This is a genomic window from Microcoleus vaginatus HSN003 (assembly GCF_022701255.1).
In the GTDB taxonomy this organism is placed as follows: Bacteria; Cyanobacteriota; Cyanobacteriia; order Cyanobacteriales; family Microcoleaceae; genus Microcoleus; species Microcoleus vaginatus_B.
In genome coordinates this window covers 106,605-133,343 of the sequence record NZ_CP031705.1, presented here as the reverse complement: position 1 = coordinate 133,343, position 26,739 = coordinate 106,605, and the positions used below count along the sequence as shown (strand labels likewise).

Here is a 26,739-nt window from a genome sequence, read left to right as displayed (position 1 = left end):
AATATGGCTCAAGCTCAAGGTTGAGCTGGTTTTAATTTCAACATACTAAAGGCTGCTTGAGAATGAAATGTGCTGGCAACTATCACCTTCGGTACGATGCGCCCTCACAGCTATTAAAGGTAGCTTCTAATAAGGGTTAGTAAGGAGTACCAGCAATGCAGCTTAAACCAATAGACCAACAAGTTGTCGCCGTTGTAGGAGCTTCCAGCGGGATCGGAAGAGAAACCGCTATTCAATTCGCGGCGCGGGGGGCGAAGTTGGTCGTTTCCGCTCGTAGCGAACCAGGATTGGATTCTCTAGTGGATGAAATAAGGCAGATAGGGGGCGAGGCGATCGCTGTGCCTGCAGACGTAGCAGATTTTGAACAGGTAAAAGCGATCGCAGACAAAGCCATCCAGCAATACGGGCGGCTTGATACCTGGGTGCATTTAGCCGCCATCAATCTCTACGCGATTTTTGACCAGACAACACCAGAGGAGTTTAAGCGCGTCATCGATGTGAACCTCATGGGACAGGTATACGGGGCGATGGCGGCACTGCCCCATCTCAAGCGCGAGGGACGAGGATCGCTGATCCATGTCTCCTCAGTGGAAGGCAAACGTTCGTTCCCATACCACAGCGCCTACGGGGCATCCAAGCATGGGATTGATGGCTTTTTGGAAGCCATGCGGCTTGAGTTGATGCACGAGGGTTTGTCCAGCATCAATGTAACCAATGTCATGCCAGCCTCAATGAACACGCCTCTGTTTAACAAATCCCGCACCAAGATAGGCGTAAAACCCCAAGGACTGCCACCGTTTTACCAGCCCGATATCGTAGTTGACACTATCCTCTACGCGGCTTGTCACCCAACCCGTGACATTATCGCTGGAGGGGCAGGGCGGGCGATGGCTCTAATCCAGCGGCTCTCACCCCAATTAATGGATACCTTGCTGCTGCAATTCGGAGCGGGCTTTAAGCTGCAGAAAACCAGCGAACCGAAGTCGGAAGATGCTCCAGATAATTTATTTGAGCCGATCTCCGGCTTCGATCGCGTTGAGGGAGATTTTAGCAAGCAATCACGCGCGAATAGCTATTCCACCTGGCTGGAAACCCATCCCACGGCAAAGTGGGGTGCGATCGCCGTTACAGCGCTGGGAACCTTCGGGTTAGCCCTGCTGGCTGTGTAAGCCTTCAAGTTGAATAGACTTATTGCAGAAGTGGGAACTTCTTAACAGGGAACAGGAAACAGAAGTGCCTATACCAAAGATTTGCAAGAGGTCTAATCTTTATTGATAGGAAAAGACTCATTCATGACACAAACTCAATCCCGAACAAGCGATCCCGGGGTTGCCGCCGCGCCAGCTTGGACGAGATGGCGACCACTTCTTATCCTGTTTGGCATAACTCTCTCGATCGGCTGAGTGTAGGCTACGGGATTAATGCCATTAATAAAGATCGGGCAACACCCCTTCTCCAAACCGATGAGGGACAAAAACAGCTATCGCCTGAAAATCGGGCGGTTGCCGTTACCGAGGACTTGCTAAAACTGGGGCGTAAGGCGTTTTACTCGGAAACCTTTGGGAATGAAGTCTTTCAAAAGGATGCGGTTGGTGCTCTTGATAGCCCAATTAACCCTGTTACCCTTCAGAATTCTTCAACAAAATTGACCCCACGCCCGGTGAACCCGGTTTAAACCAAACTATCAGGATGTCCGGTTAAAAGAATCACCAAGAATCGGATCACTGATAAATAAAACTGATTTAGAGGATGAAAAATAATGCAATTGAAGCCAATCAATCAGCAAGTTGTTGCCGTCGTTGGAGCTTCCAGCGGCATCGGACGCGACACCGCTCTTCAGTTTGCCAAGCGAGGGGCCCAGTTAGTTGTCTCCGCTCGCAGTGAGTCGAAGCTAGCCTCCCTAGTGGATGAGATTCGGGGCTTCGGTGGTGAGGTAACGGCTGTAGTTGCCGATGTGTCGGTGTTCGAGCAGGTCAAAGCGATCGCAGACCGTACCGTCGAAGTGTATGGGCGACTCGATACGTGGGTGCACGTCCCTGCTGTCGGCATTTTTGCCACATTCGACAACACCACACCCGAAGAGTTTAAGCGCGTTATTGATGTGACCTTGATGGGGCAGGTATACGGTGCAATGGCGGCGCTACCCCATCTCAAGCGTGAGGGACGGGGGGCCCTGATCCACATCTCTTCAATGGAAGGTGTGCGAAGTCTCCCTTACCAAAGTGCATACTCCGCCGCCAAGCACGGCATTGAGGGATTCATCGAAGCTATGCGCCTGGAGTTGCAACATGAGAACATACCTGTCAGCGTGACGAGCGTGAAACCAGCGGTCATTAATACACCCTTCTGGAACAATGGCCTCACCAAGCTAGGCGTAAAGCCAGGAGGGATACCGCCCTACTACGACCCTAGGTTGGTAGCTGACGCCATCCTCTACGTTGCTGAACATCCAACTCGTGACTTCTTGGTTGGGGATTCGGCTAGAGCTCTAGCTGCGTTACAGCGGCTTTCACCCGAAGTGGCAGATGCCTTGTTGCTGCTCATCGGCTTCCAGGCTCAACGGAGCAACGAGCCGAAGTCTCCAGACGATCGGAACAACCTTTACGAGCCTGTCCCAAACGATACCAGAGTTGATGGAGACTATGGCAATTTGGTGATACCGAGCGTTACTGACTGGCTGGCTAAGAATCCCGCTCTCCAGTGGGGTGCGATCGCTGGTGTGATGGCTTTAGGTTTGCTGGCAACACAAGCCTTCAACAACGAAAAGTAATTTTAGGCTGAAATCAGCAACGCCCGTACATCAACAAATGTGAGTTAAGTAGGTAGGCGGGATTAAACTGATCAATGTAACAGTATGTAAAGAGGGCTGACTTAGCCACACTTAGGGCTAAGAATACTTTACAATCCTTTACATAATTGCGTTTTATAGCGCCTACCTACTTAAAAACTGTTGCCTCATCAAATAGTTAGGTAGATTTGAAAGTTTCTGGGAGCGTAGCTAATCACAAATTAGCTTTATCCGTTTTCTACTCAGGGTTTTATGAATGGAGGAGGGAACTAACTTATAAATCTGCCATCTACGGCACTGTTGTAGAAGTGGTAGATCGATGGTATCCCTCATCTAAAACTTGTTCAAACTACGGTCACGTTCAACTAATGCCACTTCAAGCGCCAATATTTGTTTCTTAGCAGTGTGGCGAGAGTTGTAATAGAGTTTTGAACAGAGCTATTAATTTAGCTTTAGTCTCACTAGAAAAAGTAAGGATGCGTCGTTCTGAATAGACGCCTTCCCAGTAGAAGGAGCCGACTCCCTACCCTGAAGCAAGAAGTAATTTTTAAGTGTACAAGATGTCGATCTTGTCCCTTTCATATCAATATTATGTAGCAGACGTAAATATGTGGGAAAGCTGGTTCGATTTCATCAAGTCTGCAACAACTCCCGCAACACCTGCTGCGGTCAAGGCTACTCAAAATCAAGCCGAGTTGTGGCAGATTTACCTGAAGGGGCTGCAAAAGTTGACTCAGCTTTGGGCAGAATCACTACAGCAGTCACTAGAGAGCGGAACCGGAGGAGTAGGGGGTTACGCTGAAGCATTGATTGAACTCAGCAACCTCTACTGGAATATGTATGAAAAGACATTTGGTAGCGTTCTGCAAAGCCCAAACTTGGGGTACGCTCGTGAGTTCAACAACAAACTGCTTAAAAGTTTTGATGCCGGGATCAACTTTTCTAAGGCAAACTTTGACTATCAGATATTGCTACTTGATGTCTGGCTGAAAGCTTCTGAAGGGCTGATGCGAGAGTTAGCCTCTTCTGAAGAAAAGGGCGAAACGGTTCAGAACTGGCAGCAGTTACTCCAAGTTTGGAGTAGCGTATTTGACGGGGTATTTCTACAAAGGTTTCGTGCAGAAGATGCTCTTGAAGTTCGGGGAAATTTTTTGAACTCAGCCATGATCTACAGGCTTTACCAGCAACAGCTCATGGAAGTGGTTCTGAAGATGTATGACCTGCCAACTAGGGGCGAAGTAGACGAGATTCACCACAGCATTTACGAGCTGCGTAAGGAAATTAAAAGCCTTAAAAAAGCTGTGGCAGAACCTCAGCTAAAAGGTTGAAGTATAAACCATGAAAAATTCGATGACGTGGAAGTACGTATTTTTGAGCAAGGCTGTAATAAATTGGGCTGAAGCTGTCGGGTTACTGTTTGGCGACCAATGGATTCGCCAGTTGCTTAATCTGAAACCTCTGGTCAATCCCGAGTATTTACATATGTTTATTGTGTTGATATTCATTTTCGGGATTGGCTATTGGTGGGTGGGTAACGACCTTTCCCGCCAGGATATCGTGAAACTTGGAATCTGCGCCCAATCCTCGGTTTTCCCCGTGCTGGCTTATCACACGGCGATCGGCAATCTTCACCCACTCTATTTAGTTCCGGGTGCGATCGACCTTGTGTTTTCGATTCTCTTCGGTCTGTTTCTCTACTCCTACAATGAGGCTAAGCCAGCTCTGGAGTGACTATTCGCAAGGAATTCAGAATATCAATATGGCAACGACAGAGCTAACCCAAAAACTGGTCAAGGGCGTCGAGATTTTCACCCGCCTGCGGGAGGAAGATATTCAGGTCGGGGTGACTCCCAAGGAAGAGGTTTACCGGGAAGATAAGGTACTGCTGTACCACTTCTCGCCGAAAGTTGAGCATTCGCTGAATATTCCCATCCTCATCGTTTACGCCCTGGTTAATCGTCCCTACATTGTCGATTTACAGGAGGGGCGATCGCTCGTTGCGAATTTGCTAGAGCTTGGTTTGGATGTTTACCTGATTGACTGGGGCTATCCGAGTCGCGGCGATCGCTGGTTAACTCTTGACGACTACATTAATGGCTATATCAACAACTGTGTGGATGTGGTACGCGATCGTCACAACTTAGAACAAATCAACCTGTTAGGCATTTGTCAGGGAGGAACCTTCAGCCTCTGCTACAGTTCCCTTTACCCAGAGAAGGTAAAAAACCTGATTACTATGGTCACCCCTGTCGATTTTCACATCAATGAGGGACTCCTCAATGTTTGGGGTGGATGCACTCTGGGGTCAAAGGCTGTAGATGTAGATTTAATGGTGGATACTCTGGGCAACATTCCCGGCGACTTCTTGAATTGGGAGTTCTTGATGCTGAAGCCTTTTCAGTTAGGAGTTCAGAAGTATATTGACCTTCTGGAGAACATCGATTGTGAAAGCAAACTAATCAATTTTCTCCGGATGGAAAAGTGGATTTTTGATAGTCCCGACCAAGCTGGAGAGGCTTACCGACAGTTCATGAAAGATTTCTATCAGGGAAACAAACTGATTCAAGGTCAGGTCGAGATTGGCAACAAGCGAGTTGATCTGGGAAACATCCGCATCCCGATTTTAAACATTTACGCCGAGCAAGATCATCTAGTTCCTCCAGCATCTTCCTTAGCTCTTAAGACATACATTTCTAGCGAAGACTACACCTTGCGCTCCTTCCCAGTTGGGCACATCGGGATGTACGTCAGCAGTAAAGTGCAGCGAAACCTTCCTCCAACTATTGTCGATTGGCTTAAGGTGCGAGCGTAGAAAAATGGAGGCTGGTGTTCGGCCTCACCACGATGCCTTCGTTGGCTGCGATCGCCCACTTAGGCGCGTGTAAACGGGTGCTTCATTTTGGCAACCCTGTCCCTTCTACACAACCTAGCTTAACGTTAATATCCATCTAACAGTAGACAAGAAAAGAGCTTCCTGGATGGTACTCTATGAGCATCTATAAAGATAAGCAATCGCATAATTAAAATGTAATTCAACACCCCAAACTCAGCACGCTAGGGGGGTGTTAATTAAAACGAACGTTGAACGGCAAGAACACCTTAGCTAACAAGTAGAGAGGCTGTATGGCTCAAACAAAGAACGATTCAGAAATCTTGCCGGAGGATTTTAGTGACCCATCCGCGGATAACGCCTTAATCGAGCCGAAACAAGACCGATTAGGATATGCACCCTTCGCCAAACATCTTGCAGACAGTATTTGCCAAATGAACTTTCCTGAAGGGTTCGTTATTGCAATTTACGGTTCATCAGGTTTTGGCAAATCCACACTATTGAACTTTTTAACGTACTATATCGAGCAAAAGCCAGAGAGCGAGCGACCTATTATTGTCCCTTTTAATCCCTGGTTATTTTCTGGGGGCGAAGACATCACAAGGCGCTTTATTGGTCAATTACAGGCTGTTTTGAGCCAATTTAAAGCGGTCTCCAAAGGCATCCTAGGTCGAATAACCAATCTGGCTAAAGCAGTTTCTGAAATTCCTATTCCTTACGCTCAAGCTAGTAAGGCACTTGTAAAATTATTTGACGATAAAGAAAAGGAGACTTCCGACTTAAAAGAAGAAGTCGAAGATACACTAGAAAAGCAGCATCCGCGAATCGTAGTAACCATTGACGATATTGACAGGCTCTCCGCTGAAGAAATTAGTCAATTATTTTATCTTATTAAATCAATTCCCAACTTTACTAACGTTGTCTATTTGCTTGTTTTCGATCAAGAAGTTGTCATCAACATCCTCGCAGATAAACAACCTTTACCCGGAGACACCTACCTCAATCAGATTGTTCAAGCTTCTTTTGAGTTACCTCTCCCAGATAAAACCTCACTCCGCAAGCTACTTTTTGAAAAACTCAATGGCATACTGGCTGACGCACCAAAGCCACTACTCAATCAAAATCGCTGGGGCAATGTTTATTTACAAGGGATAGACCACTTTATTACCAACCCTCGTGACATTACTCGTCTGACCAACCTCTTAACCGTGACATACCCAGCGGTGAAAGGTGAAGTGAACCCTGTTGATTTTATTGCTATTGAGTCCCTGCGAGCCTTTCGCCCAGTGATCTATGACATAATCCGCAAAAATCCTAAATTCTTTGCGGGAAATGTGGATGCGGAAGGTTCTCTAATTCCGACATTGGACGAAATGAAAGATTTTCATTATTCGTGGCTGGCTCAGTTTGAAGATGAAGATAAAGAACCAATCAAACGCCTGCTATTGCACCTTTTTCCTAAATTAGAAGGTGTTTGGTATAATACCTATCCCCCTGCCCAGGACGAGTCAATATGGGCCAAGCAATTACGTATTTGCAGCTTAGATATATTTCCCAACTACTTCCGTTTAGTCTTAACACAAGATGAATTCTCGGATGCTGAGATAAAAACAATTTTTGCCTTGGCAAAAGATGCAAAGGCATTTGGTAAAAATCTTGTAGAACTTGCTCATCAAAAACGCTCTGATGGCACGACGCAAGTTCGGGCATTTCTTGAACGGCTGGAGGATTACCCTGAAAAAGAAATTCCTACCGATTGCATTCCTTCAATTGTGAAAGCTTTGTTTGATGTCGGCGACCAGCTTTTGCCTCCGGAAGACGAACCGCATGGAATGTTTGATTTTGGTAATGAAATTAGAATTGAACGCCTGATCTCACAACTGTTGCATCGGATTGACGAACAAGCACGGTTTGAAACCTTGAAAGAGGCAATATCAAACGGTAATGCCTTATCCATAATTGTGCGCGAAGTAGCAGCCTTGGGTCAGGAACAAGGTAAGTATGGAGCAGAGGAATTTATGCCCGCAGAGGAATGGCTCCAGAGTGTAGAACACCTTAAAGAACTTGAAGGAATAGCCTTGAAGCGACTGCGAGATGCTGCCCAACAAAACTCCCTACTGCAATCCCCAAAGCTATCTGAAAATTTACACTATTGGCAAAGTTGGGCAGGAGAAGAGGAAGTCAAGCAATGGCTTGAAAAGATTATTGACGATGACGAAGGGCTAGTTAATTTCTTGGAGAAGTTGCTGCCAAAAGATTTTAGTGAGGATGGGTCGAACGAAACTCAAAAAACAGGCTACAAACTTGACCTTAACTGGCTCGAACCCTATCTCGAACCATCCGCTATCGTTGAGCGAATGAGGAGTCTCGGTGAAAAGAGCGAGTTAACAGAAGATCGGAAAAATGCGATCGCCCAATTTATCCAAGAATATGAGATGCACCAGCAGGGACAAGGCTCGGATTAGGCAAGGATTTAGGCGGTCGAATAGCAGTGCTAGAGCCTCGATCCGGTAATCAAAATGAGGTGGAGGGTATAACGCAACTGACGGGCGACGAACGTTAGAAACTCATCGTTCAGGGAAGCAACCAGGGCGAGGCCATAAATTTATTGCTATTCCTTTGCTTCAATCAGCTTTGTTGGCTGCCTGACTGGGAAGAGGGCGCGTATTAGCTGACTCACACCCACAGAGCGCTGCTCGTGAACAAACACCAAGGGCAGGAGAGCAAACAGCCGCAAGATGGCTGAGAGAGCAAACGCCATTGGCAAACCACCAAAACCAGTCAGACTCGCGACAAAGCCACCAACCGTGATTCCCATCGCCCCAGTGATTCCAGGAACCGCCGCCGCAATAGCAAAATAAATCGACTGATTGCGTAGCGGTGTCACCGACATCATCAGATTGCCACTGCACAGGTCAATCGCTGCCCAAGTCCCCCCGGCCACTATATGCAACAAGGGGAACCAGACCCAAAGGAAAAAGGGAGTAGTTCCAGCTTCTAGCCACATTAGAGGCGTCAGAGCCACCAAGACTCCCACAGTTATCATCACGGGGCGATTGCCAATCCGGTCAGCCAGTCTGCCCCAGAACATCAGCATCAGTAAGTTGGCACCAGCTCCCAAGCTGTTATAGAGCGTTACCACACTGACATCTAGGTGGAGATCCCCCAGCAAGTAGAGGTTAAAGAAGGGAGCGCTGATGTTAACCGCAAAGCTCCAGAAGCCTGCGTAAAGAAGAAACCTCAAAAAATTGGCATCCTTGAAGAAGCCAAAAACTGTCTCCCAAGGTGACAGGTGGTCTGTATCCGAATCGGTGACCTGTAAAAGCTTTGGATTCACATCAGTCATCCAGAAGTGAAAGCCCAGACTGATTATCCCCAGCACGATTCCCAGAACCAACACCGCACCGAAGCCACAGAGCGAGCCACCGGGCCACTTCGATACTGCTAGACCCAGAAGCGGCACAGCGATGAGATTGGTTAAGGTCACAACACTATTGCGAAAGCCAAAATACCGCCCCCGCAATCGGTCTGGTACTAACACAGCCATCCAGCTAAAAAAGGAAGCACGGCCCAAAGCTTCCATGATATTAGTCACCCAGATAATTGCCAGTGTCAACAGCACCAACTGATCTCCAGCCATACGAGATGAGCTGACCAACCAAATCCCTGGCACAACCAGCAACCACAGCAGCCGCGACGACCCAAAAATCACCAGGGAATACCAATTGCGGCTGTTCATGCGGTCTCCCAGATAGGCTCCCAGCGGTTGCAGCAAATTTGTCAGTTGAGGAATTGAGGCGAGCAAACCAATTTCTACTGTACTGGCACCGAGATCCAGCAAGAAATTACTAAGCAAGGCGCCGCCAATGATACTGGAAAAGACTGTAGCGAAGCCTGCTTCGGTAGTTAATGCCTTGAGGCTTGTCCGAATTTCTCGCTTGGAAATTTTTTGAGGCGGCTTTGTTGGAGGAAATACCGTCTCTGATAATGCCCTATTCTCTGATTCGACTTTTAATACTAAATCTTTCTCGGTGTGTTGAAAATCTTCAACTATTACTCCTTGCAAGTTTAGTAATCCTGTCAGTAGAGGATTCATGAGCGTTCTTTGTAATATCCGCTACATTAACATATGATAAGCAGAAAACCAATGCTCATTTCGTTTTTTGCCACATCCCCACTAGGATAGATCTGTCGAACAGCTTTTGTAATAAGCAATTATACTTAATTATACTTGAATTTTCGGAAATGGCACAAGGCGGCTCTTGTCCCTGCAGTAGCTCATTGCAATGAACTATGAATAAAAATCCCTCCCCGTTCAGGGGGAGGGTTCGTCAATTCGCCATCTCAAGACTAAGTGGATGAGCTTGCAGGTGGACCTTCATCCTCAAGTTCTTCTATTAATGGTAATGGTTTCAAACTGGTGCGTCCTGCTTGAATAGCCCCTGCTTGACGTTTGAGTGTTGGGATCAGGACTCGCATTAGCTCACTCACAGGCACAGCTCGCTGCTCGTGAACAAACACCAAGGGCAGGAGGGCAACGACGCGCAGGACGGCTGAGAGAGCAAACACCGTTGGCAAGCCACCAAAATCCGTCACACTCGCGACATAACCACCAACAGTGATTCCGATCGCCCCAGTGATTCCAGGAACCGCCGCAGCAACAGCAAAATAAATCGACTGATTGCGTAGCGGCGTCACCGACATCATCAGATTGCCACTGCACAGGTCAATCGCTGCCCAAGTCGCACCGCCGAGTATGTGCAACAAGGGGAACCAAGCCCAAAGGAAAATGGGAGAAGTTCCAGATTCTAGCCACAGTAGAGGCGTCAGAGCCACCAAGATTCCCACAGTTATCATCAGTGGGCGATTGCCAATCCGGTCAGCCAGTCTGCCCCAGAACATCAGCATCACCAAGTTAGCACCAGCTCCCAAGCTGTTATAGAGCGTTACGACGCTGACATCTAGGTTGAGGTCCCCCAGCAAGTAGAGGTTAAAGAAGGGAGCGCTGATGTTAACCGCAAAGCTCCACAAGGATGAGTAAAACAAAAACCTCAAAAAATTGCCATCCTTGAGGAAGCTAAAAACTTTCCCCCAGGGCGACTTGTGGTCTGTATCCGAATCGGCGGCGTGTACTAGCTGCGGGTTGACATCGGTTATCCAGAACTGAAAGATCAGACTGAGTGTTGCGAACACAACTCCCACAACCAGAACCACACCGAAGCCCGAGAGCGAACCACCCGGCCACTTCGATACCGCTAGACCCAGCACCGGCACGCCGACGAGATTGGTGAAGGTCACCACACTATTGCGGAAGCCAAAATACCGCCCCCGCAATCGGTCTGGTACTAACACAGCCATCCAGCTAAGAAAGGAAGCACGACCCAAAGCTTCCATGAAATTACTCAGGCAGATAATTGCCAATGTCAACAGCAGCAACTGGCGTGGCTGCATACGAGATGAGCTGACCAACCAGATCCCTGGCACAATCAGCAACCACGGCAGGCGGGACGAGCCGAAAATCACCAGCGAATACCAGTGCCGGCTCTTGATGCGGTCTCCCAGATAGGCTCCCAGCGGTTGCAGCAAATTGGTTAGCTGAGGGATTGAGGCGAGCAGACCAATTTCCACTGTACTGGCACCGAGATCCAGCAAGAAATTACTAAGCAAGGCGCCGCCAATAATACTGTAAAAGACCGTAGCAAAGGCACCTTCGGTAGTTAATGCCTTGAGGCTTTGCCGAATATCTCGCTTGGGAATTTTAAGATGCGGGTTTGCAGTAAATAGCGGCTCTGATAATGCCTTATGGTCTGGGGTTTCCTCAATGACCATAGGGGCCAGAGGACTCGTTTCTACTAAAATGTTATCTTCTTGTGGATGCAACATATTATCGAGGGAATATTTAAACAGTTAATCGGAACTACATTACTGCTTTGCTTTGAGTACACTTCTCAAGACAAAGGTCCTAAAAAATGCTTGATTTAAATCCTGTAATGGTCACTTCTTACCTGCTGAGCGTTAATTAGTAAACGCCCTAAAGTATTTCAGAAATATAACCACAACCTGTCCCCAAACAGCCAGGTTTTTTTATACAGAATTTATATAAAAATACTCTGTATTCTAGTATAGAATAACTTTAATAATTTGACAAAAATCTTTAGAGATAATTATTGCCTTTTGTAAACACACCTTAAGCTTTCTGTTGCAAGATTTGCTTAAATTATTTTACAGTTAATCCTTAGAGACTATTTCTCAAGATTGATTTCTTTGTTAACTCTGAGGATCGTGCAGATCTGCTAGCTCTAAGGTACTTGGAGTTAGAAGTTGAGCTCGTAGATTTCAACTCGACTGAACTTTCCTAGAGTGACTTCATCTTCAAGCGGAAGAATTTTTAATGAGGATTTTAAGGAGTAGGCTCGATGCAACTGAAGCCAATAGATTAGCAGGTGGTTGCCATTGTTGGGGCTTCGAGGGGCATCGGACTTCAGGTAACCCTCCAGTTTGTTTCATGAGGGAGCGGCAAAAGGAAGAGGTTGTCTCTGCTGGCACTAAGGTGGGGCTAAATTCCTTGGTGGGCGAGATTTGTATGTCTGGCGGTGAGGCAACCCCTTTCGTTTCAAGATAGGTCGATCGCCCTAGCAGTACATTCCATTAGCTAGAGGAAAGGAAATGGATCGCAGCTTAGGATGTTTAATAAAACAGGGAATTTTCTAGGGAACGATGAGCTTATTACTAATAGATATGGATGGTACGCTCCGTGAACCACTCAGCGGACAACAATACTTCCAACATCCCAAAGATCAACGCATTATTGAAGGTGCCCAGATTGCCATTGGCGCCTACAAAGAGGATTGGATAATTGTCGGCATCACCAACCAAGGTGGAGTTGCCGCCGGTCATAAGTCTATGCAAGAGTGCATCCAGGAACAGCAATACACGCTTGAGTTATTCCCAGAGTTGAGAGAGATCTACTTCTGCCCCGACTTTGAGGGTAAAAAGTGTTTCCGCGTCACTGGCCACAATGTTCATAACCACAGCCAAACTAAGTGGTCTGGACAGTACCGCAAACCGCGATCGGGTATGTTGCAACTAGCAATGGTCAGACACAAACACACCCCGCAAAATTCGCTGTATGTGGGCGATCGCCCCGAAGATGAACAAGCGGCGCAACGAGCAGGTATACCCTTTCAATGGGCATGGGACTGGATCGAGCAACATCAAGAGGCGATCGTCCCCAACCTTACAGAAGTACAGTAATTCACAGGATAGTCATGGAACGAGAGATTACAGATAGCGACGGCATTACCTGGGTATGTATTCAAGCCTATTCTGGGATTTCCCACAATGCAGAAAACCAAGATGCGGCTCAGGTTAAAGGGGAGGAGGATACCTACTGGGTAGTCTGTACAGTGGTGGCGCAAAGTCGGTGCGGCTCAAGCTTGAGGGCGAATGGGAAACGTCGTACTCTGACGAGATGTTGCTCAACGAAATTGAAGCACAGCAGGGGGTATGACCAGACATAAACCAAGTGGTCTGGACAATACCGTAAACCGCGATCGGGTATGCTGCAACTAGCAATGTCCGAGACAAACACACTCCGCAAAATTCGTTCTATGTGGGCGCAAAAAAATTAGTCATTGTAAGACTATTTTTGCATCCTAGAATAAGTGCCAAGGAGCGCCGATAAAATAATTTCCAGCCGTAAGCATGAGAGCCCTTTCTCTACTTGGCGAAAGTATTCTAGTTACACGCTAGCTTGAGCACTCGATGAACTCTGCATACTGATTTCTCCTCCCTCTGGAGCTTTCCTATAAATGCTGTGACTGGTGTGCCTTCAACTGTGCAATTTCCGCAAGCCATGTCTAAAACCATTGTCGCTCCCACTAAATTCAGCCCCAAATCCCGACGTAAGCACTGAATTTGGCTGATGCGACCGATGTCGCGCGATCGCAGCATCGAACCCCTGGCTTCAATTAATCCCATTTCAACAAAGCCTTCCACTAGAGTGACAGAGGTTTCTGTCACTCTAGCTGCATACTCAAATGAATAAAGGCGATCGCCCTATTGGGAAACAACTACCCATGAAAGACTAACCTCGTTCATAGCCTTACCTTCTCTAAATTGGCACGCGGATTACAACTGCTATTAGCAGGAATTTTTTCATAGCAGTCACGCTCAATCTGGCTTACATCATGAGGAGATACAATCTGTAACTTGACAATTTGATCGCTGCGCCCATCCTTAGGTTTGGGCCATCCTTTGCCGCGTAGTCGCAAAGATTGGCCAGAACGAGCACCAGCAGGAATGCTCATTGTGACACGGCCGTCAGGCGTTGGTACTTTTATTTGAGAACCCAATACAGCTTCATCAGGTCTAATCGGAATTTCACTGTTTAAATCTGTTCTTCCCCTTGATTAAAACGCTGAATTCCTTGATTTTCCTCTAGGCTAGCAATAGCATCTTTGGAAATAGGGAGGATGCCTGTGAACGAATTTTGGCTTACTTTCAAAGCTTGTTATTTATTTTTGTACTCTGCCAGTTCGCGCTGTAAATTGTCAATAGTCTGTTGAAAGCGAGCGGCTTGTCTGAGCATTTCTTGTTCTGATACATCCAGCATTTGAATTAAATTGGCAACTTGATATTCCAGTAATTGGGTTTCCGCAAAATCGTTATTAGTAAAAAAAAAATTAGGATTTTCTGAAGACTCAAAAACACTTTGTTTGTCGGGGATGGACAATGCTGTTTTTACACTAAGTGCCAAATCTTTAAACATTTCAGCCCTGCTTTGGGGAATTTTAACTTTCAGGAACATCACTACCGCAAAGACACTTCCTGAGGGCAGAAGTCCCCCAAATCCCAAGACAGACTTGACTTGGTAGGGGATAATTAAGGAATTTTGCTCAGGAATAAAGGGGCTGCCTTTTGCTTCTGATACATGAAAAATATTTAATACTGCGGGCTCTAATTGCAGGAACCTTTCTCGCTCAATTCCGAGGAATGTAGGAATATCTAAACCAAACTGCCGGATTATTTCCGAAATCGCCGGCATTTGAGCCACTAATTTTGTGCTAACTAATGGAATAGCTGTATTTTCTGCTGCTGTGTGCCGAGAATTCCACTGCGGTTCTGCGCCGGCGGCTGCTAGCAGAGTCCAACATTTCATGTCTGCGGCGGGGGAATTGCCCTTCATCAAGCGGCGGGCGGATTGTTGCAATGAGTCTTCTAATTCCCCGTAGGGATGAGTTTTGAACAAACGCACTAAGGCACAGGTATTTTCTCCTGTTTGCGAATCGCAAAAATGTCGGTAAATATAGTTAACAATCTTCTGGCTGCTGGCTTCCATACTACCAGTATTTCTACCTAAGTGGCGCAGGACTAAGCTGCATTTAGCCATGTCTTGCGGGGTAAATAGGGTAATATCGTACATTAAAAAATGCTCTCCCAGAGCTCAAACACTCTTTTTCATTTATCGTTAAGGCCGCTAAGCTATCCGGAATCCTACTGAGAGTTTTGCACAAACTGTTAGTTAAAATATGTATAAAATTTGCCCGCCAAATGCAGCGGTTGTATGGCAGGATACAGAAATTCAGATTAAAGTAAAAAAAATCTATTCCCTAGGGTAGGTCAGAAGGACAGAAAAGCCAATGTGTAATTATTGAAAGGATTTTTTACTATAACTCCCCCAGAAGAATTAAAGAAACCGGGTTTTTTACCGGATAGGTCTCGCGTTTTACAGGGCATTTTCGTAGATAAAAGTCGGTTTCTGGGTAAGCCATATTCCCCGAAATCCTAGAAACTTAAGCTGCAATTTTTGTGGCGGACGATCGCACGCCGATTAATCAAAAATTGGTACAATTTCGTCAGTCCTGAACGCAGAAACCGGGTTTGGTGATAGAAAAAAACCCGATTTCTTTGTTTTGGCTAAGTAGATGGTGTGTTCCAAACTTTTAACCACCCCAAAAAACTCTACTCAACAGGTTGAGACTTTGCTTCCAGGGCATCTTTAGCAGACAATCCCTGATCTTGAACGCCAAAATACCACAAACTAGCAGCAGCTTCGGCGCGAGTCACGGATTTCTTCGGCTGAAACAGAGTAGTAAAACCAAAAACGCGGCGAATATTCGCCAAATCTCCATTGTTAAAATCCGCTAAAACTGCCCGCGACGCCTGGGAATCAATCTTAGAAGCATCTTGAAAACCCCACTTTTCTTTCACTCCCTCAATGTTAGCTGTCGGTAAAACTTGACGACTATCTAAAGGCACTTTCCAGAGAATCATTGTTTCACGAGTTAAAGGTGCGTCTGGGCGAAATTTCACATCTTTAGTTTCTCCCGAAAGCGAACTGGGAATTACACCGGCTTCTGCTAAACCTTGAATTGCTGAAAAATCTGGGTCTGTTTTGGATACGTCAGAAAAAGTCGGTTCGCTAGAGTCTACTGCTAATCTAATTTGTTTGGCTTGACGGCTAGCATAAATCTGATTGTTAGCTGCTACTAACCAGCGGGCGTATTCGCGACGAGTGACAATGTTGTTGGGTTTGGGCAAAATGCTTGCAGTTTCTAAATTAGCACTTTCTGTCGCTCGCACTTTCAGCACTTCCAACTGACTTAAATCAGCCACATACTGCCGTAACTGTTGAGGAATTTGGGTGTCTAGTTGGCTAACTTGTGCGGATTTTGGCGAGGCAGATGGCGTTGGAGTAGTTCCCTCTGAATTAGATGGAGTTGGTGAAGCGGTTGGAGATGGGCTAGACTCGGAATTATTAGGTTGGGGACTGGCGGCAATTTCGGGGCTTTCTTTACTGTAGTCGATCGCAAATTCTGTAAAACCCCCTACTTTCTGAGTAGGAGAAAGCGACACTGTTACCCGCAAATTATCTCGCGTTGCTACCAAAGAACCTTGTCCCTCGGCGGTGGGGCGGCTGACTATTTCCCAGTTGCGACGCCCAAACTCTGTGGAGTAAAAGTTCTGAACCGAATTAACCGGATCAGTGCTTTCCCAGCGCAGCCGCACATTTTTTTGCGACGGATCGGTTTGCCCACCAACTTCGATTAACTCAGCATTAGGATAGAGTGGAATCTCTGTCGGGAAATCGGGAGGAAGTTTGGCGATAGAGTTTGTCTCAATTGCTGTCGCTGGTGGCGGAGAAGAGAAAACCAGTGGATTTTGTTTTAATTTGGGGTCCGCGGCTAAAGATTCTTCGAGTGCCTTGCTGTTGGGGCTGTTTGCACAAGCTGTGACAGCAGCCAGCAGACACACAGCCAGCCAAGTATTTACAGCAGCGAGTATATTGGTTTTATTGGTTTTATTGGTTTTAGATTGTCCGGGAGAGTTGCCTCGCCGTTGAGTAAATATAATATTCAGCATAAATCCCCCCTTTGCGGATATATTTCTAGGCTAGCGCAGATCGATCGGGCATATATAATTTTTACCCAAATGAAATTTCTGTATTTACTTCTAGTTACTCCTACATTACTTTTATACTCTGTCAAGTTTGCCCGTCCCGCTGCATCTCAACCAGCCCCGCTGCGCGCAGAAATTCAGGCCCCAGAGTGGCAGCCATTTTGCTCGGCGATGGGTCAGTTTGCGATCGATATGCCGGGAACTCCTAAAATTAATTCAGAAATTTTTTCAAATCAACTTATTGCTCATACATACCGATCGAACTTAAAAAACAAAGAAACTTATTTGCTTCAATACTTTGACCTAGATTTTCGCTTGAGGGACAATAATATCAATAATATCAGAATTACTTTAAATAATGCCGTTGATTTCTTTGTCGTGGCCGCGAATGCTAAAGTCTTGCAAGTGCGGGATATTTCCCTCGGAGGCTATCCGGGAAAAGAATTTGAGTTTCAGCCACTTTCCCCCACTGAACCTATAGGTGTAGGTCAAGTTTTTTTGGTAGAAACGCGCGTTTACGGGCTGGTTGCCACTACCCCAGAACCAGAAAATGCTCAAAAATTTCTGGACTCTTTTCGTTTGTTTTGAAGCAGGAAGTTTTACAATGAGTAGTGTAGGAGATTTAACAGATTTAACGGATAGATGTTGAGGGAATAAGTCACAGGTTGCAGGGAAGAGAGAAAAATTAGTTGGGAATGGCGATCGAATTTATTAATACAAAGTTACGCTTTTCCCGTTGGTGTCTAGGAAAATATTGGCTTTGGTAACAAAAAAGGTCGCCATCAACCGAGTTTTTGACTCATAAGCTGCTGTGCATCTAATTAGACAGTCAATTTTTCTACAATTATTGTGGAACGGGCATCCTGCCCGTCTCTGTATTCAATTTAGATGCGTAGCAGCTTAATGTGGTCAAAACTACATTAAGCTAAATTTGAATTAAGAGCTTATTGTATGTTTTGTACTCTATCCAACGACATAGATTAATTTTACACCCGTGGAGCGATGTAAATACTTGCTCAAGTTTATATATTTGATATAAGGATTTTTAAAGCGCAAAAAGCAGAAATCAGAAAGCACAAACAAAGATGCTGTCTTGCTCCATCTGGCTCCCATCTGGCTCAACCAAGTCAGCATCATCGAAAGCTTACCCGGAGGGTATAAACCTATTATGAACAAACTAACACCAATTCTCCTCAGTGGCATCCTATTATTTGGAGGTGCTGCTTGCAGCGACGTGGCTAAAACTAGCGCTGATGCTCCTAGTTCTACCACAGAAAATACCAATAGCCCGCCCCCAGCCGGTACAGTTCAAGACACTCAGGGTGACGCCACTAGCCAGATTCGCCAAAACCAAGCAAATTCTGATATCAGGGCCAGAGAACAGCGCAACAATGTGACGGGAGGCGATGCAATCAGAGCTGATGGCGACCTGCAAAGTGAAGTGCGGTCCAAGTTAGAAGTAAACATCACTAAAGGTCAGCTAACTGTTGAGGCCAAAGATGGGCTTGTCATCGTAGGTGGCACAGTTCCCAATCAAACTGATTTAGCTAAAATTGAGCCACTAGCTAAAGAGATTAAGGGTGTCAAACAGGTGAATGTTACCGCTGTTGTCGCCCCCGCTGCACCCGCATCGCCTAGCAGCAATCAATAAATTAGAAGCAAGAAATCCGAGGAAAAGAAGGATGTAGTGATCTAGGAGAGAAGTCTGAGGGAAGAGGGAAAGTGGGGCATTGTAAGATTGCTTTGGGAGCTGATCGCAACGCTTAGGTGGCTCTCTAGGGAGAGCGGGGTTTTAAGTTAATAGGGTGTAAATTGAATTTAAAATTCACGGACTCAAAACTCGCGCAATACCTGCAACTTCCCCTTCCCTATTTCTGATTTTTCAGCCCGGATAATTAGTGGGAAAGCAACCTGAAGATAGAGCTGGAAGTTATTCCCACCGACCGATGAAAATAGTTGGGAAAAAACGACTAAATGTGATTGATGGCAGAGCATAAATTCTGTGGTTGTGTAAAAGTAGTATATTTTTCAGGAGAAAAAAAATGGCTTTAGGTCAACACAAGCGAGCTGTAGGAGCCTTTTCTAATTACCGAGATACGGAACTAGCCCTGATGGAGCTGCAAAGTACCGGGTTTCCGATGAATAAAGTTTCGGTAGTTGGGGAAAAGCTCGATAGCAACGAAATTGCTGGCGCTAACGCTGGTAAGAGTACCGACGACAAAGTTGGCGGTGGCGCAAAAGCAGGGGCGACAGCGGGAGTCGTGACGGGCGGTTTGATTGGGTTGCTCGGAAGTATTGGGGCACTAGCGATTCCGGGAGTTGGCCCGGTGATGGCGGGGGGCGCGATCGCCACTCTGCTAGCAGATACTGTGATTGGAGGCGCGATTGGGGCGGCAGCCGGCGGTTTGGTAGGCGGTTTGGTCGGTTTGGGAGTTCCCGAAGATAAAGCTAAAGTTTATAGCGATCGCGTCTCGCGTGGTGAATATTTGGTATTCGTAGAAGGAACCGATGCCGAACTTGCCACCGCCGAAGGAATTATGAGCGTCCGGGGCATTCAAGATTGGGGCATTTACGATGTGCCGGCAGACACCGGCCGCAGAGCTTCGGGCCGGCACAAGCGCGCCGTGGGAGTATTTTCAACCCGCCGCGAGACGGAACACGCACTGGGAGAACTGAGAACTGCCGGTTTCGACATGAATCGGGTTTCGGTCATCGCTAAGGATGCTGACTCTAAAGGGGACATCGCAGGCATTGACGTGCACGACAGCACGGACAACAAGGCCGATGAAGGAGCCACAAAGGGCGCCCTCACAGGTGGCACTTTGGGCGGTTTGACAGGCTTGTTGGTAGGTCTGGGTCTAGTCGCAATTCCGGGCATCGGGCCGATTATGCTGGCAGGAGCCTCAGCTACGGCGATCGCCACTACACTCGCCGGTACGGCTTTGGGTGCGGCTGCAGGCAGCTTGATCGGAGCTTTAGTTGGTATGGGAATTCCCGAAGAGGAAGCTAGAGCATACAACGATCGCGTGGCCCGGGGAGATTACTTGGTACTCGTTGACGGCAGCGAAGCAGAAGTCGCTAAAGCTGAAACCATTCTCAGCCGCGGAGGCATTCAGCATTGGAACACCTACGACTATAATCCCAGCGTCGATAGCGCTCGGGCTGATTACGGCGCACCTGGCACTCCAGGGGTTGATACTACCGCTGGTGTTTACGATCCCACTCGTGGCAATACCGGCCGCCCTCTGATTTAATATTTCAGAGTTTGTTTGGGTATTGTTTCTACTTCCTCCAGAGTAGTCGCACTCGCGCACTCGGATTGTGGAAAGTGATCCAACCAATATCGGCGAGCTAGGAGTTTTACACTTCGTCGGTAAAATAATCTCACAAGTCGGCTTTTTCTCTGAAAGCCGGCTTGTGTTTTGTTGTGGAAACTTAAAAAATTCACCTCTCAAAAGTTTAATTTTGATTGGGGGCCCAGTCCGCGAGCTGGCCTTTGCGCCGGAGGATCGATCGGCTCCCTTAATTTTTACATCCTAAATCCGCAGGGGTTTTTAAGTCTGTAACACTCACTACTGCTCGATTGCAAACCCGGCAGTATTATCAAATTTGATGACATAAATTACAGCAGATATTGCCCGGTAGTCAAAGAGCGACTATCTTTAATTATGGGGCTGCTAATTTCAGCAACTTATACAGGTGAAATAGGCAGTCCCGCGCGCCGAGTACGGCCTGGGGTGGTCGGCAACTATTAGAATAATATTGTCGGAGCCTTCGGGCATGACTTAGGCTGGTCATTGCTTGGGTGTAGCAACCCAATTGCTGTTGGCAAGACCTGCTAAAGGAATACAGTTTTTCTGGGAATGCCTCAGGGAAGCATTTGAGAAGCCCAGGAAAAGCTTTTATGTCCGGGAGCGCGTCTGGTGTCGGGCGTTCTGTTAATTAGAACCGCAAGCGCTCATGGATCTAGTAAAGATTGACAACAAGCACAGCAGCGCGGGAGCACAATCGCTCGCGGCACGTTTTTTCGCGAAATCTCAGGCTAATAGCAGCGTATTGCCTACTTCGCCTGCGACTTCAGCACTCCGACGGAAACAGCCTTCCTGTTGGTTTTCACTGGCATCGAGCACAGTGGGGGGAGGTGACACTAGCTGAGCTGACCGGACTCTGCTTTCAAGGGCTATCGAAGGTAGAAGGCACTTATTTAGAAGGCATTAGGGGTTGAAGCTCCGATATCTTGTTTATTGATTGCACTAATAAATTCGATCGCCTTTACTAGCAATTTTTCTGGTCAGAATGCGGCGCGGATGCCGTCAGCAATACCCCAAATATTCGATCGACCTTGACAATATCGATCGATAACTTCTCCGTATTTTGGTAAATGGTTAGCAGTTAATACTTAGCAGTTAATAGTTAGTATAAATACAACTAACAATTAACCACTAACATTAACCGCCAACTAACTACTAGGAAAATAAGAGTTACAGGATTTACACACGGCGAGCAAATCGGTTTATTCATGACTCCCGTGATGAAAAGACCCAATTTTTTTACTAGAAAGCGGGTTTTTCGTAAGTTATAACTAGGTGAGCAGGGTGAGGCTAGGAATCAACCAGTTTTGACGATGGTTAATGTGGCATAATTGGTTGAACCAACTTACGGCCCAACACGATAGTACAAATTTTCAGACAGCATAGAACATCGAGAAATTAAGGAAACTCACTCAATCTTTTTATGAATTTCACAGAGCTTTTAAGTGCCGATGAACTTTTAACTAGACATAGAAACGGAGAACGAGATTTTCGAGGGGCTAACCTCATTGAAGCTCATTTGAGTGAAGCTAATCTCAGTCGAACAAATTTGAGCAGCGCTAATTTGAAAGGCGCCAACTTAATTAAAACCAAACTGATTGGAGCTAATTTAAACGGTGCCGACTTGAGCGGGGCTAATTTGTCTAAGGCGAAATTAATTGAAGCTAACCTCGGAAGTTCTAGTTTAACTGGAACTGTGGCGATCGCAGCAGATTTTAGCGGGGCCAATCTCAGCGGAGCAATACTGTCTCAGGCTGACTTGAGCAAAGCAGTTATGACTGGAGCGAGTTTAGTAGGAGCTTGTTTGCTAAGCGGCTCGAAACTAACTGAGGCTAATTTGAGCGGGGCGACGCTGAGCCGAGCAATTATGAGCGGGGTTGATTTAAGCAGAGCAAATCTGACTAGAGCAATTCTCAGCGAGGTAGATCTGAACGGGGCGAACCTGAGCGGAGCAAATCTAACTCGGGCTTATCTCAATCGCGGAAATCTCAGCGGTGTCAATTTGGTTGGGGCTTCTTTGAGCGAAGCAAGTCTGCGGGAGGCTTCTATTTGCGCTGCTAATTTGAGCGGTGCTGACTTGAGCGGTGCTGACTTGCAATCGGCCAATCTAAATGGCTCTAATTTGAGCGGTGCCGACTTGCAGGGAGCTAATTTGAGTAAAGCTAATTTAAATGGTTTGATTCTCCACAATGCTGATTTGAGGGCTGCGAATTTGAACAAAGCTTCTTTGCGAGGAGCTAATTTGAGCGGGGCGAATTTGTCAGGTGCTAGCTTGCTGGAAGCGGATTTGCGGGGAGCGAACTTGAGTCACGCCAATTTGTCGGGAGCGGGTTTACTGCTGAGTTCTCTGACAGGGGCGAATTTGACAGGAACTAATTTGTCGGAGGCTAATTTGATTGGGGCGAGCTTGAATGTTGCGAATTTGAATGAAGCTGCTTTGAGCGGGGCCATTTTGCCGAATGGAGCTACTCACAGCCGGGATTGATGAGTTGATTAACCATAATTAAGTAGGTCAATCTCAACAAAACCGAACACCGAGAAAGCCGGTTTATGAAGGGCGGTGCCAAGAGTGCCCGCCCTTCCTGGTTTCTAGCCTCTCCATGCCCCGGAGCTGATTAGCTGATTAAGGCGGTTGGGCTTTAACCCCATTTTACGGAAAGCCGATTTTGGCAGGAAATGCAGGAAACATCGATCGCCCCGATCGAACTCAACCTGCACTCGGTCAGGGCCAAAGCGCCCCAAAAAATCCGGTATCCTCGTGCTCCTCGCTATTTGGGAAATATTTGGGGAATTTAGTTGAAAATTTATGGACACCGTGCTAACGTTAAAAGGTTGGAGACTTAAAATCAATAGAGGTAAAACCCCGCAGAATGAAACAATTGGGAACCCATCTGGTCGCTGATGCTTGGCAGTCTCCTGGAGACCTGCTCAACGATCCTGAACGTATCCGCCGCGCTATACTCGATGCGATCGAAGCCGGAGGAGCTACTCTCATCGATTTGTGCGTACACCAGTTTAGTCCTCACGGAGTGACAGCTACTGCTACTTTGGCAGAGTCTCATATAGCAATCCATACTTGGCCTGAACACGGTTATTTTGCTGCAGACTTATTTTTCTGCGGGGCCGGCGACCCTCACCGAGCCATGAAGGTGCTACAGACAGCTTTGGAAGCTAAACAGGTAAAACTCACTGAGTTCACGCGCGGTTTCGAGCCAGGGGTGGGTATCGTAGGTTCTGCTTGTGAAGAGCAGTATGCCCCTCGTTCAGTTGAAACGAGTGCCGCCAGAGGATGATGGCCAATTAGCGTAACTTTGAACATTTTATGCTAGGTTTTGTTTAAAATCCCACGGCTGGAGTCGTGGGATTCTTGTTGGAATTTACTTTTTCATTAATAAAGGGCGGACAACTAAATAACCTGCGCCGAAAGCTGCAATCACAATCAGAAAAATCGCGATCGCCAACCACAATCCGCTTAAGTCTGAGGTTTTTTTGGGTTTAGAGATCACACGGTAAGGAGTTTCCGGCACCTCTGTAAATAATTTGTCTGGAAGTTTTTCCGGCATCGGGGAACCTGTTGGCTCCGCTTCCGGCAGAGGGAAGGGAAAAGCCACTGTTTGAGGTGGTTGAGGTACCGTAGAGTTAGTCCGCGAGGTTGTAGGTGCTGGGGGCGGAGGTTCAATGCTGAAATTGAATTTGACTGACGGCATTTGAGGCATCCCTGTCTGGGTGACACTCTGAGCCGAGTTGACTACTTGCTGTAACTGTTGGGATACTTGAACTACTGTTTCTACTTCTCGCCGCAGTTGTTGATTTTGTTGGACTAATTGCTGATTGTGGGTTTTGAGGGAGTCGAGCATCGCTTGGGCTGCTTGCAGCTCTGCCGTGACTTCTCGATAGAGGGAAATCGGTACCGATGGAGAGTAACTATTGGAGTTTTCAGGGGAAGTATTGTCAGATAAGGTAGTATTTTGCATAATTGTAGATGGCGAGGGTGAACTTGTTTTAGTTTAGCCTGAGAGTATTTGCAATTAGATCGATCGCAACACAATTCGTCAAGATATTTGTTACAGATATTGAAGGTAAATTTAATTTAATCTTACAAGTTTTTAGTCAATCGCTATGAACAACTACGCAGCCGAACAAAGTATGTCGCAAAAGTCAAGCACCGAGGAAATGAAATACGGCGAACGCCAGATTTTGGAAGGCGAGTTAATTACTTTCCCGAATCCGCGAGTCGGGCGGCGCTACTCGATTAACATTACTTTGCCGGAGTTTACTTGCAAGTGCCCATTTTCTGGCTATCCAGATTTTGCGACTATTCACGTTACTTATGTGCCAGACGAGCGGGTGGTAGAGTTAAAGGCGCTGAAACTGTATATTAACAGTTATCGCGATCGCTACATTTCTCACGAAGAATCGATCAATCAAATTTTAGACGATTTTGTGGCAGCTTGCGCGCCGCTGGAAGCGACGATTAAGGGCGATTTTTCGCCGCGCGGGAACGTACACACTGTGATTGAGGTGTCGCACCAGAAGTAGGGCGGGTATTAAGCTGTTGTGGCATTGAGATTTAATTGTGGGGCGGCGTCGGAGCAACGGCCCACAAGAGTTTTAAGAAATAGAATTGTTAAAATTAGTAAGTAATTGTAGGGTGCGTCAGGGCCGCCCTCTCAAGATGGTCAAAAAGCCCCTCAAAAGCTTAAAATCTCCTAGTTTTTAGGGTGTACACTCCCCATCAGTAGAGTTTGTCACCCACCGGAGAGTATCGGTTGACCGGCGTTTCAGGGTTTTGATTTTGAAACCCAAACTCCCTAGAGTAATTTTCATTATTTGAAATTTGAAAAACCGGAAGGTGAAATAGAGGTGGTCTGCTTTTTCTGCAGTTGACATTAACCACCTGGACAAATCTGGCAAGGCGCACCCTACAAACTCAACTAATCTTTTTGATATTTATCGTTGGTGTAAGGTGCGCTAGGCGCACCCTACGGTTAGCTTTGACTTGCAACAGAAGTCGGCGCGAGCGCACTTTTTTCCTCTGCTGTTTTCGATTCGGCTAACTTGTCCAAAATCTCCACAACTTCTCTTTCAAAAGTCACCTGAGCGCGATTAGTGCGCCCGCCGACGTATAGTTTGCCGTCCTTTTCCAAAGCCCAAATCTGGGAGTGAGACAGATAGCTCATCAGCACGCTGAGCATTAGCAACCCGAAGCCAGTATAAACTATTGGAATTCCCGGATCAGCTTTAATTTGCAATCCCGTACTGCCTACAACTTCGTCAATTGTCAGCATCACTCCGTTAACTTCCACCGCTGTGCCGGCGCGAACAGTAGTTAACAATTTGCCATCCGTACCGTACACTAACATCGTTCCTTGCAAGTCTTTTGCTAGCAGAGAAACTCCCGCACTCAAATCTGGTTTTGTCGGAATCCAAGCACCCCAAATTCTGCCTTTACCTTGGGTGTCTAACTGAGCCATTGGCAATTGTAAAACAGGGCTTTTGTTGAGGCGAACTCGCAGGGCGGCTATTGCCCAATCTGCTTGATAAAATGTGACTCCCCGGTATCTGAGGGGCTCGTTAACGTGAATGGTTTTGCGATCGACTTCTTGGCCTGTTTTGTCCAAAACTGACAGGTCTGAGTAAAATTGGTCGATGCCGCCCTCGGGAGTATAATCTATCCAGAACCGATTAACTCGCATCGACCAATCCTTCGGTATTTGCGGCCCCGCCCAAGGCCCCGCATCCAGGATATTCTGCACCTGAAAAGTTTCGCCGCTGGGAACCATTTCTTGACCGAGAAATCCCGTCATCGCGCCCCACATCGACCCAGCTAAAATAATTAGCATACTGGCGTGAACAATAATCGGGCCGATTTTACCAATTATTCCCTTGCGAGCATAAACTTTTTCGCCTTCTCGAAATATGCGGTAGTTTTTTTGCTGCAAAAGTTGTTCTAACGAACTTAAACCAACTGTTTCTAATTCCGCACTGAGAGCTAACTTTTCAAACTGCTTTGGTTCTTCATAAAATTTCCAGCGGCGTGCGGCTTTTAATGCGGGAAATTGTCGTGTAAAAGTACAAGCTGTTAAGCTGCTGCCGAACAAAATTAGGATTGACAAAAACCACCAAGTGCGGTATACGTGGTCTAGTCCTGCAATTAGCACAACTTTCCAAGTTAGGAAGCCGAACAAAGCCGGGTGTTCTGGATAGTTAGATTGGTAAAAGGGTACTGATTGGCCTTGTTCAATGACAGTGCCGGAAATGCTAAAAAATGCGATCGCCAGCAGCAAGATAATTGCCAGTCGCAAATCTGCTAGCACCGGCAAGATTTCTCGCTTGAAAAACCTTTGAGGGGCAGTCGCCCAGTTTGAGAGCTTGGATAGAAATACTTCTTTTGATGTCATTGGTAATTA

Annotated in this window: 24 protein-coding genes; 16 read left to right on the top strand and 8 right to left on the bottom strand. The window is 46.7% G+C overall.

Going from position 1 to position 26,739, the window contains the following annotated elements; all coding sequences use genetic code 11:
• The first annotated feature begins 155 nt into the window (after positions 1-155).
• From D0A37_RS00590 to D0A37_RS00555, 8 genes are all read left to right on the top strand, one after another.
• Positions 156-1,169, top strand: a complete 1,014-nt coding sequence (locus D0A37_RS00590; RefSeq protein WP_242720040.1) for an SDR family oxidoreductase — start codon at positions 156-158, stop codon at positions 1,167-1,169.
• Positions 1,170-1,354: 185 nt separating this feature from the next.
• Positions 1,355-1,675, top strand: coding sequence for a hypothetical protein (locus tag D0A37_RS00585; protein WP_242720038.1), 321 nt, complete (start codon positions 1,355-1,357; stop codon positions 1,673-1,675).
• 84 nt (positions 1,676-1,759) lie between these two features.
• The gene (locus tag D0A37_RS00580) at positions 1,760-2,770 is read left to right on the top strand and encodes an SDR family oxidoreductase (protein WP_242720036.1); all 1,011 of its coding nucleotides are present in this window, start codon (positions 1,760-1,762) and stop codon (positions 2,768-2,770) included.
• 206 nt (positions 2,771-2,976) lie between these two features.
• Positions 2,977-3,189, top strand: a complete 213-nt coding sequence (locus D0A37_RS00575) for a zinc ribbon domain-containing protein (protein ID WP_242720034.1) — start codon at positions 2,977-2,979, stop codon at positions 3,187-3,189.
• Positions 3,190-3,348: 159 nt separating this feature from the next.
• On the top strand, positions 3,349-4,116 hold the full coding sequence (locus D0A37_RS00570) for a poly(R)-hydroxyalkanoic acid synthase subunit PhaE (RefSeq protein ID WP_242720032.1): 768 nt from the start codon (positions 3,349-3,351) through the stop codon (positions 4,114-4,116).
• Between the two features lie 10 nt (positions 4,117-4,126).
• Positions 4,127-4,519, top strand: a complete 393-nt coding sequence (locus tag D0A37_RS00565; RefSeq protein ID WP_242720030.1) for a hypothetical protein — start codon at positions 4,127-4,129, stop codon at positions 4,517-4,519.
• A gap of 28 nt (positions 4,520-4,547) precedes the next feature.
• Complete coding sequence (gene phaC / locus D0A37_RS00560; protein ID WP_242720028.1) at positions 4,548-5,600, top strand: class III poly(R)-hydroxyalkanoic acid synthase subunit PhaC; 1,053 nt, start codon at positions 4,548-4,550, stop codon at positions 5,598-5,600.
• A gap of 311 nt (positions 5,601-5,911) precedes the next feature.
• A complete protein-coding gene (locus D0A37_RS00555) occupies positions 5,912-8,083 on the top strand; it encodes a KAP family NTPase (RefSeq protein ID WP_242720026.1) in 2,172 nt (723 codons plus the stop codon).
• Between the two features lie 146 nt (positions 8,084-8,229).
• On the opposite strand, the gene D0A37_RS00550 is transcribed toward D0A37_RS00555, so the two are convergent.
• Together D0A37_RS00550 and D0A37_RS00545 are read right to left on the bottom strand one after the other, a co-directional pair.
• Positions 8,230-9,714, bottom strand: coding sequence for an MFS transporter (locus D0A37_RS00550; RefSeq protein ID WP_242720024.1), 1,485 nt, complete (start codon positions 9,712-9,714; stop codon positions 8,230-8,232).
• A gap of 254 nt (positions 9,715-9,968) precedes the next feature.
• The gene (locus D0A37_RS00545; RefSeq protein ID WP_242720022.1) at positions 9,969-11,501 is read right to left on the bottom strand and encodes an MFS transporter; all 1,533 of its coding nucleotides are present in this window, start codon (positions 11,499-11,501) and stop codon (positions 9,969-9,971) included.
• An 834-nt stretch (positions 11,502-12,335) separates the two neighbouring features.
• Here D0A37_RS00545 and D0A37_RS00540 point away from each other — a divergent pair.
• On the top strand, positions 12,336-12,872 hold the full coding sequence (locus tag D0A37_RS00540; RefSeq protein WP_242720020.1) for an HAD-IIIA family hydrolase: 537 nt from the start codon (positions 12,336-12,338) through the stop codon (positions 12,870-12,872).
• A gap of 14 nt (positions 12,873-12,886) precedes the next feature.
• Complete coding sequence (locus D0A37_RS00535; RefSeq protein WP_242720018.1) at positions 12,887-13,138, top strand: hypothetical protein; 252 nt, start codon at positions 12,887-12,889, stop codon at positions 13,136-13,138.
• A 217-nt stretch (positions 13,139-13,355) separates the two neighbouring features.
• Here the strand turns inward: D0A37_RS00535 and D0A37_RS00530 are convergent, their stop codons facing one another.
• From D0A37_RS00530 to D0A37_RS00515, 4 genes are all read right to left on the bottom strand, one after another.
• Positions 13,356-13,640, bottom strand: a complete 285-nt coding sequence (locus tag D0A37_RS00530) for a chaperone modulator CbpM (RefSeq protein ID WP_242720016.1) — start codon at positions 13,638-13,640, stop codon at positions 13,356-13,358.
• 74 nt (positions 13,641-13,714) lie between these two features.
• On the bottom strand, positions 13,715-13,972 hold the full coding sequence (locus D0A37_RS00525) for a DnaJ C-terminal domain-containing protein (protein ID WP_445242461.1): 258 nt from the start codon (positions 13,970-13,972) through the stop codon (positions 13,715-13,717).
• Positions 13,973-14,130: 158 nt separating this feature from the next.
• On the bottom strand, positions 14,131-15,042 hold the full coding sequence (locus D0A37_RS00520) for a histidine kinase (protein ID WP_242720014.1): 912 nt from the start codon (positions 15,040-15,042) through the stop codon (positions 14,131-14,133).
• A 539-nt stretch (positions 15,043-15,581) separates the two neighbouring features.
• Positions 15,582-16,982, bottom strand: coding sequence for an S-layer homology domain-containing protein (locus D0A37_RS00515; protein WP_242720012.1), 1,401 nt, complete (start codon positions 16,980-16,982; stop codon positions 15,582-15,584).
• Positions 16,983-17,051: 69 nt separating this feature from the next.
• Between D0A37_RS00515 and D0A37_RS00510 the strand changes: the two genes are divergently transcribed.
• The 5 genes from D0A37_RS00510 (at position 17,052) to speD (ending at position 23,622) form a co-directional block, all read left to right on the top strand.
• Entirely contained in the window at positions 17,052-17,606 is a 555-nt protein-coding gene (locus tag D0A37_RS00510) for a hypothetical protein (protein WP_242720010.1), read from the top strand.
• Between the two features lie 580 nt (positions 17,607-18,186).
• Complete coding sequence (locus D0A37_RS00505; protein WP_242720008.1) at positions 18,187-18,669, top strand: BON domain-containing protein; 483 nt, start codon at positions 18,187-18,189, stop codon at positions 18,667-18,669.
• Positions 18,670-19,060: 391 nt separating this feature from the next.
• Positions 19,061-20,272, top strand: coding sequence for a general stress protein (locus tag D0A37_RS00500; protein WP_242720006.1), 1,212 nt, complete (start codon positions 19,061-19,063; stop codon positions 20,270-20,272).
• 1,480 nt (positions 20,273-21,752) lie between these two features.
• On the top strand, positions 21,753-22,814 hold the full coding sequence (locus D0A37_RS00495; protein ID WP_242720004.1) for a pentapeptide repeat-containing protein: 1,062 nt from the start codon (positions 21,753-21,755) through the stop codon (positions 22,812-22,814).
• A 385-nt stretch (positions 22,815-23,199) separates the two neighbouring features.
• Entirely contained in the window at positions 23,200-23,622 is a 423-nt protein-coding gene (gene speD, locus D0A37_RS00490) for an adenosylmethionine decarboxylase (protein WP_006633984.1), read from the top strand.
• An 84-nt stretch (positions 23,623-23,706) separates the two neighbouring features.
• On the opposite strand, the gene D0A37_RS00485 is transcribed toward speD, so the two are convergent.
• Positions 23,707-24,303: a hypothetical protein gene (locus tag D0A37_RS00485; RefSeq protein ID WP_242720003.1), complete on the bottom strand. Its 597-nt coding sequence runs from the start codon at positions 24,301-24,303 to the stop codon at positions 23,707-23,709.
• A gap of 145 nt (positions 24,304-24,448) precedes the next feature.
• Here D0A37_RS00485 and queF point away from each other — a divergent pair, with 145 nt between their 5' ends.
• The gene (queF, locus tag D0A37_RS00480; protein WP_242720001.1) at positions 24,449-24,868 is read left to right on the top strand and encodes a preQ(1) synthase; all 420 of its coding nucleotides are present in this window, start codon (positions 24,449-24,451) and stop codon (positions 24,866-24,868) included.
• 449 nt (positions 24,869-25,317) lie between these two features.
• Here the strand turns inward: queF and D0A37_RS00475 are convergent, their stop codons facing one another.
• Positions 25,318-26,730, bottom strand: a complete 1,413-nt coding sequence (locus D0A37_RS00475; RefSeq protein WP_242719999.1) for a cytochrome c biogenesis protein — start codon at positions 26,728-26,730, stop codon at positions 25,318-25,320.
• Positions 26,731-26,739: the final 9 nt, after the last annotated feature.

Coding starts and splice junctions, on each gene's coding strand:
- D0A37_RS00590 (WP_242720040.1), top strand. CDS start 156: ATGCAGCTTAAACCAATAGACCAACAAGTTGTCGCCGTTGTAGGAGCT.
- D0A37_RS00585 (WP_242720038.1), top strand. CDS start 1,355: ATGGCGACCACTTCTTATCCTGTTTGGCATAACTCTCTCGATCGGCTG.
- D0A37_RS00580 (WP_242720036.1), top strand. CDS start 1,760: ATGCAATTGAAGCCAATCAATCAGCAAGTTGTTGCCGTCGTTGGAGCT.
- D0A37_RS00570 (WP_242720032.1), top strand. CDS start 3,349: ATGTCGATCTTGTCCCTTTCATATCAATATTATGTAGCAGACGTAAAT.
- D0A37_RS00565 (WP_242720030.1), top strand. CDS start 4,127: ATGAAAAATTCGATGACGTGGAAGTACGTATTTTTGAGCAAGGCTGTA.
- phaC (WP_242720028.1), top strand. CDS start 4,548: ATGGCAACGACAGAGCTAACCCAAAAACTGGTCAAGGGCGTCGAGATT.
- D0A37_RS00555 (WP_242720026.1), top strand. CDS start 5,912: ATGGCTCAAACAAAGAACGATTCAGAAATCTTGCCGGAGGATTTTAGT.
- D0A37_RS00550 (WP_242720024.1), bottom strand. CDS start 9,714: ATGAATCCTCTACTGACAGGATTACTAAACTTGCAAGGAGTAATAGTT.
- D0A37_RS00545 (WP_242720022.1), bottom strand. CDS start 11,501: ATGTTGCATCCACAAGAAGATAACATTTTAGTAGAAACGAGTCCTCTG.
- D0A37_RS00540 (WP_242720020.1), top strand. CDS start 12,336: ATGAGCTTATTACTAATAGATATGGATGGTACGCTCCGTGAACCACTC.
- D0A37_RS00535 (WP_242720018.1), top strand. CDS start 12,887: ATGGAACGAGAGATTACAGATAGCGACGGCATTACCTGGGTATGTATT.
- D0A37_RS00520 (WP_242720014.1), bottom strand. CDS start 15,042: ATGTACGATATTACCCTATTTACCCCGCAAGACATGGCTAAATGCAGC.
- D0A37_RS00515 (WP_242720012.1), bottom strand. CDS start 16,982: ATGCTGAATATTATATTTACTCAACGGCGAGGCAACTCTCCCGGACAA.
- D0A37_RS00510 (WP_242720010.1), top strand. CDS start 17,052: ATGAAATTTCTGTATTTACTTCTAGTTACTCCTACATTACTTTTATAC.
- D0A37_RS00505 (WP_242720008.1), top strand. CDS start 18,187: ATGAACAAACTAACACCAATTCTCCTCAGTGGCATCCTATTATTTGGA.
- D0A37_RS00500 (WP_242720006.1), top strand. CDS start 19,061: ATGGCTTTAGGTCAACACAAGCGAGCTGTAGGAGCCTTTTCTAATTAC.
- D0A37_RS00495 (WP_242720004.1), top strand. CDS start 21,753: ATGAATTTCACAGAGCTTTTAAGTGCCGATGAACTTTTAACTAGACAT.
- speD (WP_006633984.1), top strand. CDS start 23,200: ATGAAACAATTGGGAACCCATCTGGTCGCTGATGCTTGGCAGTCTCCT.
- D0A37_RS00485 (WP_242720003.1), bottom strand. CDS start 24,303: ATGCAAAATACTACCTTATCTGACAATACTTCCCCTGAAAACTCCAAT.
- queF (WP_242720001.1), top strand. CDS start 24,449: ATGAACAACTACGCAGCCGAACAAAGTATGTCGCAAAAGTCAAGCACC.
- D0A37_RS00475 (WP_242719999.1), bottom strand. CDS start 26,730: ATGACATCAAAAGAAGTATTTCTATCCAAGCTCTCAAACTGGGCGACT.